The organism is Hydrogenophaga sp. NFH-34 (assembly GCF_021401345.1).
GTDB lineage: Bacteria > Pseudomonadota > Gammaproteobacteria > Burkholderiales > Burkholderiaceae_C > Hydrogenophaga > Hydrogenophaga electricum.
Genome location: NZ_JACBGE010000019.1, coordinates 107120 through 116524 on the forward strand (window position 1 = coordinate 107120; position 9405 = coordinate 116524).

The 9405-nt window shown below is 71.9% G+C and carries 5 protein-coding genes, 1 tRNA gene and 1 pseudogene; 4 read left to right on the forward strand and 3 right to left on the reverse strand.

The window, feature by feature from the left end; translation table 11 throughout:
• Positions 1-6 precede the first annotated feature (6 nt).
• The 3 genes and pseudogenes from L0977_RS18070 to L0977_RS18080 all read left to right on the forward strand — a co-directional run bounded on the left by L0977_RS18070 (position 7) and on the right by L0977_RS18080 (position 3840).
• Positions 7-1581, forward strand: coding sequence for a carboxylesterase/lipase family protein (locus L0977_RS18070; RefSeq protein ID WP_234266248.1), 1575 nt, complete (start codon positions 7-9; stop codon positions 1579-1581).
• 16 nt (positions 1582-1597) lie between these two features.
• Positions 1598-1672: transfer RNA gene (locus tag L0977_RS18075), tRNA-Arg, on the forward strand.
• A gap of 117 nt (positions 1673-1789) precedes the next feature.
• Positions 1790-3840: pseudogene (locus L0977_RS18080) on the forward strand (oxidoreductase).
• 16 nt (positions 3841-3856) lie between these two features.
• On the opposite strand, the gene L0977_RS18085 reads toward L0977_RS18080, so the two are convergent.
• A complete protein-coding gene (locus L0977_RS18085) occupies positions 3857-6082 on the reverse strand; it encodes a methyl-accepting chemotaxis protein (RefSeq protein ID WP_234266249.1) in 2226 nt (741 codons plus the stop codon).
• 204 nt (positions 6083-6286) lie between these two features.
• A complete protein-coding gene (locus L0977_RS18090; protein WP_234266250.1) occupies positions 6287-7894 on the reverse strand; it encodes an ABC transporter permease in 1608 nt (535 codons plus the stop codon).
• Between the two features lie 107 nt (positions 7895-8001).
• Between L0977_RS18090 and L0977_RS18095 the strand changes: the two genes are divergently transcribed.
• The gene (locus tag L0977_RS18095; protein WP_234266251.1) at positions 8002-9123 is read left to right on the forward strand and encodes an ABC transporter ATP-binding protein; all 1122 of its coding nucleotides are present in this window, start codon (positions 8002-8004) and stop codon (positions 9121-9123) included.
• A gap of 13 nt (positions 9124-9136) precedes the next feature.
• Here the strand turns inward: L0977_RS18095 and L0977_RS18100 are convergent.
• Positions 9137-9405: ExbD/TolR family protein (locus L0977_RS18100; RefSeq protein ID WP_234266252.1), on the reverse strand; the 269-nt coding region annotated here is incomplete at its 5' end.

The following is a 9405-nucleotide window of genomic DNA, read 5'->3' on the forward strand; positions in this document are numbered from 1 at the left end:
TGCTTCATGAACCCTTCCCTCGTCACCACCCCGCTGGGCCGGCTGTCCGGCCTCTGCACCGGAGGCATCCACCGTTTTCTGGGGGTGCCCTACGCTCGGCCCCCGGTCGGGCCGCTGCGGCTGCGGTCACCCCAGCCCCCTTTGCCCTGGACCGGTATCCGGCCGGCGCACGACGCCGGTGCCGCCAGCCTGCAGACCCTGGCCGGCCAGCAGCAGTGGTTGAACGCCCCCATCGAACACCTGTCCGAAGACTGCCTGTTCCTCAACGTCTGGACGCCCTCGCTCACCGGCCGGCACCCGGTGATGGTGTGGATCCATGGCGGCCAGACCCGCAACGGGCACGGGGCCTCGCCCGCCAGCGACGGCCAGGCCCTGGCCGCGCTCGGCGTGGTGGTCGTGACGATCAACTACCGCCTCGGGGCCCTGGGCGGCCTCGCGCACCCCGGGCTGGAGGACCCCGCCACCGGCTTCTGCGCCAACTGGGGCCTGCAAGACAAGCTGGCGGCGCTGGCCTGGGTGGCCGAGCACATCGGCGCCTTCGGCGGCGACCCGGGCCGCGTCACCCTCGCCGGCCAGTCCTCCGGCGCCGCCAACGCCGTGATGCTGGCGCAGAACAGCCTGGCCAGCGGGCACTTCCACGCGCTCATCGCGCAGAGCCCGCCCCTGTTCCGGCCGCCGATGTTCGCTGAACTGGCCGACGCTGCCGCTTACACCGAAGCCCTGGCGCGCCGCCTGGGCGTGGCCGTGCCCGCGCTGCGCCAGGTGGCTGGCAGCGTGCTGCAGACCGAAGAGCAGGCGCTGGCCCGCACCCTGACCGCCGAGGGCCGGCGCCCGCACACGGCCCCGGTGCGCGACGGCCGCCTGCTGCGCCACTGGCCGTTCGACGCGCCCGCCATCGGCGTGCCCCTGCTGGCCGGCTGGACGCGCCACGAGGCCGACTTCTGGTTCCACCTCCAGGATGGCCAAGGCCACTCGCTGGCCCCGCTGCGCGAGCCGGACGACGCGGCCGAACTGGCCCCCCGGGTGCAACGCCTGATGGCGCAGCACTACGCCTTCACCCCGGCACCCGACACCGCGGCCGTGCTCGACGCCTACACGGCCAGCGGCGGTGTGCCGCAGCGCTGGCGCGACCTCTACACCGACCTGGTGTTCCGCGCCCCCATCCTGCAACTGATAAACCGCCAGGCCGCCCACGGCCAGCCCGCGTGGGCCTACGAATTCGCCTACCCCCTGCCCGGTGACCGCCCCAGCACGCCGCACGCGGCCGACGTGCCCTTCGTTTTCGGCACCCACCGCCACCCGCACCTGGCGCCCAAGATCGGCGCAACCGGCGCCGCCGATGCGTTGTCGGCCACGGTGATCCGGGCCTGGGCGGACTTCGTCCACCACGGCGCGCCGGGCCCGGTGAACGGGACGGCCTGGCCACGCTTCACCGCCGCGCAGCCGCTGGCGATGGTGCTGGAGCCGGCGCACCCCGGGCCCGCGGCCCTGTCTCGGCCGGCCGGCCTGGCCTGCTGGCCCGCCTACACGGCGCCCTGGACGGAGGCAGCGCCCGCGGGGCCGGACCGGGAACCGCTCTGATAGGATCGCGGGCTGTCTCCCCGTAGTTCAATGGATAGAACGAGTGCCTCCTAAGCGCTAGATACAGGTTCGATTCCTGTCGGGGGGACCACAGCCATCGCCGGAACGCGCCACCGCCTTCCGGCTTTTTTGTGCCCGGCACGGCGCTCCGGCCAGATCAGCCAGAAAGCGCAAGCCGCCTGGGCTGCCGGCCGGAAGAATCCGGCGCATGACGACCGATCACCCCCACCTGTTGTCCCCCCTGGACATCCGCCACGCCGATGGCAGCGTGACCACCCTGCGCAACCGCGTGATGATGGGCTCCATGCACACCGGGCTGGAGGAACAGCCCGACGGCATCGCGCGCATGGCCGCTTTCTACGCCGAGCGCGCTGCCGGTGGCGTGGCGCTGATCGTCACCGGCGGGCTCTCTCCCAACGCCGAAGGCAACATGTTCGCCGGCATGCGCACCCTGCAGACCGACGCCGACGCCCCCCCCACCGCGCGATCACCGACGCCGTGCACGCCCACGGCGCGCTGATCGCGCAGCAATTGCTGCATGCCGGGCGCTACGCCAACCACCCCCACGGCGTGGCGCCCTCGGCGCTGAAATCGCCCATCGCGGCGGCCACACCACGCGCCATGAGCGAAGAAGACATCCAGCGCACGCTGGACGACTACGCCCACGCGGCCACCCTGGCGCAGTCCGTCGGCTACGACGGCGTGGAAATCATGGGCGCCGAAGGCTACCTGATCAACCAGTTCGCCACGCCCCGCGCCAACCAGCGGCAGGACGCCTGGGGCGGCAGCACCGAAAACCGGCTGCGCTTCGCCATCGAGGCGGTGCGCCGCACCCGCGCCGCGACCGGACCAGGCTTTCTCATCATCTACCGCCTGTCCATGCTCGACCTGGTGGAAGGCGGCTGCACCTGGGACGAGGTGGTGGCGCTGGCGCGCGCCGTGGAAGCGGCGGGCGCCTCGCTCATCAACCCCTACGTCGGCTGGCACGAAGCACGCGTGCCCACCATCGCCACGCTGGTGCCGCGCGCGGCCTTTCGCGATGTGACGGCGCGACTCAAACGCGAACTGCGCCTGCCCGTGGTGGCCAGCAACCGCATCAACGACCCGGCGGTGGCCGAAGCGATCCTGGCCGACGGCGGCGCCGACCTGATCTCCATGGCGCGGCCGCTGCTGGCCGATCCCGATTTCGTCAACAAGGCGCGCGCGGGCCGCGCGGACGAGATCAACGTCTGCATCGCCTGCAACCAGGGCTGCCTGGACGCGGCGTTCTCCGGCCGCATCACGGGTTGCATGGTCAACCCGCGGGCCTGCCGCGAAACCGAGCTGATGCCCCAACCCACCACGCAGCCGCGCAAGCTGGCGGTGGTGGGTGCCGGCCCCGGCGGCCTGGCCGCCGCCGTCGCGGCGGCGCAGCGTGGCCACGCCGTGACGCTGTTCGAGGCCGCCCCGGCCATCGGCGGCCAGTTCCAGCTCGCGCAGCGCATTCCGGGCAAGGAGGAATACGCCGGCACGGTGCGCTACTTCGGCACGCAGTTGCAGCGCGCCGGTGTGCACCTGCAGCTGGGCCAGCGGGTGGACGCGGTGCACCTGGCCCAGGCCGGCTTTGAACACGTGATCGTGGCCACCGGCATCCGGCCGCGCGCGCTGGCCGTCCCTGGCGCCGACCTGCCCGGCGTCGTGGGCTACGCCGAGGTGGTCACCGGCCAGGTCCGGCTGGGCGAGCGGGTGGCCATCGTGGGCGCGGGCGGCATCGGCTTCGACGTGGCCGAACTGCTGACCCACGAAGACCTGGGCACCCGCGACGAGCGCGAACATTTCGCCGCCACCTGGGGCATCGACTACCAGGTCGGCAGCCCGGGCGGCCTGCGCCCGCCGGCACCGCCGTGCCCGCCCCGGCAGGTCTGGCTGCTGCAACGCAAGGCCGAAGCGCTGGGCAAGCGGCTGGGCAAGACCACGGGCTGGATCCGCCGGGCGCTGCTGCAGCGGCGCGGCGTGCACCTGCTCGGCGGCGTCGCCTACGAGCGCATCGAGGCGCAGGGCCAGGCGTTGTGCGTGCACCTGACGGTGGCGGGCGAACCCCGGGTGCTCACCGTCGACAACGTCGTGGTGTGCGCCGGCCAGGAGTCCGAGGACCGTTTGCTGGCGGCGCTGCAGGTGGCCGGTGTGCCGGCCACCGCCATCGGCGGCGCACGCGCGGCGGGCGAGCTGGACGCGACGCGCGCCATCGACGAAGGCGTGCGGCTGGCGGCCGCGCTCTGAACCCGGCCCTGCTGTTTCAGAACCCCAGCCGCTTGGCCGACGAAAGCACCAGCACCACGTCGGCCGTGGCACGGGCGAACGGCGTGCCCGGCGCCAGCGAAGCCAGGGCTTCCCCGTAGCTGCGCCGGTTGACCAGTTCGCCCACCTGACCGGCCACGGCGTGGAAATGCCGGTGCCGCTCGATGAGTTCGGTGAACGTGGGGCGTGCGGCCAGGCGCTGCCCGTCCCCGTAGATCCAGCGCCCCAGGGCGCAGCAGTCGTCCCGCGACAGCGTGGCCGTGTCCACTTTCTGGTGTCCTTCGATCGCGTCGCGCAGCTTGACCTTCCACTGCCGGTGCGCGTCGATGATGGCGTCGACGTCGATGCCCTCGACCTGGGTCGACGCCGTCTGGCCCGGCAGGCGGAATTCGTCCACATGCGCCGCCATGCGCACCGCCGCCGACCGCTGGACCGACGCCGCCTTGGCGGTCTGTTCGACCAGCGCGGCGTTGGCCTGCGTGCTGCGGTCCAGGTCCTGCACGGCCTGGCCGATCTGGCCGATGCCCATGCTCTGCTCCCGCGCCCCCGAAGCCACTTCGTCCAGCAGCTGTCGCACCTGGTCGGCGTGCAGCACGATCGCCTGCATGGTGTCGCCAGCGTTGCGCACCACCTGCATGCCGCTGTCGACATCGCTCACGCTGGCGGCGATCAGGGTCTTGATTTCGTGCGCCGCCTCGGCCGTGCGCTGCGCCAGGCTGCGCACCTCACCGGCCACCACCGCAAAGCCCCGGCCCTGCTCGCCGGCCCGGGCCGCCTCCACCGCCGCGTTGAGCGCGAGGATGTTGGTCTGGAACGCGATGCCGTCGATGACGCCGATGATGTCGTGGATCTTGCGCGACGACGCATGGATGCGCCCCATGGTCTGCACCACGTCCTGCATCACCACGCCTCCGGCTTCGGCGACCCGCGCGTTGTCCACCGCGATGTGCGAAGCCTGCCGGGCATTGTTGGCGGTGTGGTCGACCGAGGACGTGGTCTGCTCCAGCGCAGCCGACGACTCCTCCAGCGCGGCGGCAGCCGCTTCGGTGCGTGCGGCCAGGTCGCGCGTGCCGCTGGCGATCTCCTGGCTCGCGTGCACCACCGAATCGCTGGCCGACTGCACCTGCTGCACGGTCTGCCGCAGGGCGTCCTGCATGTGGCCCACTTCGCGCAGCAGATCGGCCACCTCGTCCCGGCCGTGGCTGCGGATGTCGCCGCGCAAATCGCCCATGCTGATGGCCATGAGGTGGCGGCGCAGGCTTTTGAACCCGCCGAACATCGAGCGGTAGAAACCCATGCTGAGAAACAGCGCCAGCAGGACGCCGGCCAGCGCCGCGCCCAGGTTCAGCCACAGGCCCTGGCGCAGGCCCTGCTCACGCTGCGCCAGCAGGCCGTCGAGCGTGGTGAGCTGCGCCATCGCCTGGCGCTGCAGGCCCGCCAGGTGCGCGGGCGCCTCGTCGGCCCAGGCCTTCACCGATGCCGGCGACGCCGGGGCCTCGGCACGAAGCCAGACGCCCGCCCGGTCGACCCAGCCCCGCAGGGCAGCCTCGGCAGCAACCGGTGCAGCGGCGCCGGCCACCGGGGCCGCCTGCACTTTGGCGCGGTCCGCCGCGAGTTCGTCGAGACCGGCCCTCAGCGCCCCGCGAAGTTCGGCCAGCCGCCACCAGGGTTCGGCACCGGCCGCCCCGGCATCGGCGATGCGCACAGCCAGGGCACCCGCTTCGCCGACATGGCCCATCACGGCCGGTGTGCGCAGCAGGGCCGCGCTCATGAGGTAGTACGACGCCAGTTCAGGGTCGAGCGCCAGGCCCGAGCGGTCTGTCACCACGCCCTGCCATTCGAGCAGGCTGCGGGTGAGCGCCGCCAGCGCGGGCGCCTGCTGCGTGGGCGGGGCAGCGCGCGCCGCCCCATAAGCCGCTTCCACACGCTGCCAGGCCGCCGCCGTGCCCAGCGCCGCCCCGTGTTCCGCCTGCAGGCGCTCCAGAGCGGCCCAGGCCTGCTCCAGCGCGTGGCGGGACTCCCCGGACGGGGCCAGCGAGCCTTGCGCCGCAGCCGACAGGCCAGGATAAACCGCCTGAGCGTAAGCCACGCCCAGACGCTCGTGCTGCACGGCCGTCAGCGCCGCCCGCTGGGGCAGCACGAAGCCGACGACCAACCAGGCCAGGGGCAGCACGAACGCCGCCGACACCAAGGCCATTTTTCCGGGGAAACGCCAGCGTCGCATGATGGCCGACGCCGGCCGCCACAAGGGCCAATTGACAACCCGTGCACGGCTTCTCTGCATGAACGCTCCAGTGGATACCTGTCAAGGCATCGGCCAGACACCGGAAAGGTTGAGCAGCCCGCTCACCGCATTTGACGGATATCAAGCCCCGTCGAACAAAACCCAGCCGCTGCACGACTTGCAGCAGGCTTCACCAGCGACGGGTCACTTCTGGCGCAGCGTCCGCGAAAGCAGCATCACCGGCGCCAGCCCCACCAGCACCAGGGTGAGCGCCGGCAAGGCCGCCTCGCCGAGGCGTTCGTCGCGGGCCAACTGGTAGGCCACCACGGCGAGCGTGTCGCTGTTGAAGGGCCGCAGCACCAGCGTCGCCGGCAACTCCTTCATCACGTCGACGAACACCAGCAGCAGCGCCGCGGCGGTGGAGCGGCGCAGCAGCGGCCAGTGCACGCGCGCGGCCAGCCCCAGACCGGTGGTGCCCAGCATGCGGGCCGAGTCGTCCAGGCTGGCGGGCACCCGCGCATAACCACTCTGCACCGACTGCAGGGCCACGGCCGTGAAGCGCACCAGGTAGGCCCAGACGATGCCGAGCACCGTGGCGGTCACCCAGTAGCCGACGCTGGTCTCGGGCCGCACCGCCTGCAGCCAGCCGACGGGCAGCAGCAAACCCACCACCACCACGGCGCCCGGCACGGCATAACCCAGGCTGGCCAGTTGGGCCACCGAACGCGTCAGGGTCGACCCCTGCGTGCGCTGGGCGAAACCCAGCAACAGCGCCAGCCCCGTGGCCAGAACCGCCGCCAGGCCCGCGAGCCAGATGCTGTTTTTCGACCACTGCACGAACATGTGCCAGGGCAGTTCGTCCCAGCCGCCGATCAGCGGCCGCAGCATGAACAGCACGGGCAGCACGAAGCCGGCCAGGACGGGCAGCACGCAGACGGCCACGGCCAGGGCCGAGCGCGCACCGGAGAGGCGAACCGGTTGCGCTTCGGCACTGCCCGCGCGCTGGCCGCGCAATGTGGCAAAGCGCATGCGGTGCTGGGCGCGGTGCTCCAGCCAGAGCAGGACGCCCACGGTGACCAGCAGCAAGGTGGCCAGCTGGGCGGCGGCGATGCGGTTGTCCATCACCAGCCAGGCCTTGTAGACCCCGGCGGTGAAGGTCTGGATGCCGAAGTAGCTGGACACGCCAAAGTCGGCCAGGGTTTCCATGAGCGCCAGCGCCACACCGGCCGCCACGGCGGGCCGCGCCAGGGGCAGTGCCACTTCGCGGATGCGGCGCGCCAGCGGTGCCCCGAGCAGGCGCGCGGCCTCCATCAGTTGGGCACCACGCTCGGCCAGCGCGGTGCGCGCCAGCAGATACACATACGGGTAGAGCGAAAAGGTGAAGACCCACACCGCGCCGGGCGTGTTGCGGATTTCGGGGAAGACGCGGCCGCGCAGCGCGAAGGTCTCGCGCAGCCACACCTGCATCGGCCCGCTGAACTGCAGGAAATCGGTGTAGGCATAGGCCACCACGTAGGCCGGCATGGCCAGCGGCAGCAGCAGCGCCCATTCGAACGCGCGGCGGCCCGGGAAATCGAACAGGGTCACGGCACTGGCGGTGGCCACGCCCACCACGGCCACACCCAGCGCCACGCTCACGCACAGCACCAGCGAGGTGAGCACGTATTCGGGCAGCACGGTGGCCGCCATCTCGCGCAGGATGCCGAGCGCCGTGTCGTCGAAGAGGAACCAGGAAGCCCCCAGGGCCAGCACCGGCAGCGTCAGGGCCAGAGCCAGCAGCACGAGCAGAACAGCAGAGAGCCAGCGCGGCATGAATGGGTGTGTGGAAAAGGGACGGGCCCGGATCGGCCCGGAAAGGGGGTGGCCAGCCAACGACCACGCGCGATGAATGAGAATTGTAGTTATCTACAATCGCTGCCATGTTCCTGCAGGTTGCCCAACTCCGCGTTCAGTATCCCGGCTCGGCCAAGGCGGCCGTGGACGGCGTGTCCCTGGGCATGCGCGCGGGCGACATCGGGGTGCTGATCGGGCCTTCGGGCTGCGGCAAGACCACGCTGCTGCGCGCGGTGGCCGGCCTGGAGCGCGCGACCGGCGGGGCCATCGTGCTGGAGGGCGACACCGTCAGCGACGGCCAGCACCACGTGCCGGCCGAACAGCGCCGCATCGGCATGGTGTTCCAGGACTACGCGCTGTTTCCCCACCTCGACGTGGGCCGCAACGTGGCTTTCGGCATCAGCAGGCAGCCGCGCGCGGCGCGCGAAGCCCGGGTGGCCGAGGTGCTGCGGCTGGTGGGCCTGGAAGGTCTGCAGACGCGCTACCCGCACGAACTGTCGGGCGGCCAGCAGCAGCGCGTGGCCCTGGCCCGCGCCCTGGCGCCCAACCCGCGCCTGCTACTGCTCGACGAGCCGTTCTCCAACCTCGACGTGGATCTGCGCGAGCGGCTGGCGCACGAGGTGCGTGGCATCCTCAAGGCCGCCGGGGCCACGGCGCTGTTCGTCACCCACGACCAGCTCGAAGCCTTTGCCATCGGCGACCAGATCGGGGTGATGCACGAAGGCCACCTGCACCAGTGGGACGACGCCTACGCGCTCTACCACCGCCCGGCCACGCGTTTTGTGGCCGAATTCATCGGCCACGGCGTGTTCACGCCGGCCCAGATCCGCCAGCAAGGCAGCGACGTGGTGGTGCAGACGCCACTGGGCGCGCTGGTCGATGTCGACGAATGTCCGCTGCCCAGCGCCTACGAAGCCGGCCTGTGCGACGTGCTGCTGCGCGCCGACGACATCGTGCACGACGACCTCGCGCCCGTGAAGGCCCAGATCGTGCGCAAGGCCTTCCGCGGCTCGGAATTCCTCTACACCCTGCGTCTGGCCAGCGGCGAGACGCTGATGACCCACGTGCCCTCGCACCACAACCACGCGGTGGGCGAATGGATCGGCATCCGTGCCGAGGTGGACCACGTGGTCACCTTCGCGCGCGGCGGCAGCGCGTCGTCGCCACCCGCACCGGGCCGGCCCCGCACGCCAGCGGCCGCTGCCTGAGCGCCCACGCCCGTCAGGGCCGGGCCGGCGGTTCGATCACGAAGCCGATCTTGCGCACGCCGGCGCGCTGAGCGGCCGCCATGGCCTGGGCCACGCGCTCGTAGCGCACCGCCTTGTCCCCGCGGATGTGCAGCTCCGGCTGCGGCTCCATCGCAGCCGTGTCGTTCAGGCGCTGCTCGAAGACGGCATCGTCCACCCGCGCATCGTTCCAGTAGTACGCCCCCTCGGCGTCCACCGACAGCCGCACGTTCTCCGGCTTGTCCAGCAGCTTCTGGTTGCTCG

What these genes read in the sequence shown, in the direction of transcription:
- L0977_RS18070 (WP_234266248.1), top strand. Translation starts at nt 7, where the DNA reads ATGAACCCTTCCCTCGTCACCACCCCGCTGGGCCGGCTGTCCGGCCTC.
- L0977_RS18085 (WP_234266249.1), bottom strand. Translation starts at nt 6,082, where the DNA reads ATGCGACGCTGGCGTTTCCCCGGAAAAATGGCCTTGGTGTCGGCGGCG.
- L0977_RS18090 (WP_234266250.1), bottom strand. Translation starts at nt 7,894, where the DNA reads ATGCCGCGCTGGCTCTCTGCTGTTCTGCTCGTGCTGCTGGCTCTGGCC.
- L0977_RS18095 (WP_234266251.1), top strand. Translation starts at nt 8,002, where the DNA reads ATGTTCCTGCAGGTTGCCCAACTCCGCGTTCAGTATCCCGGCTCGGCC.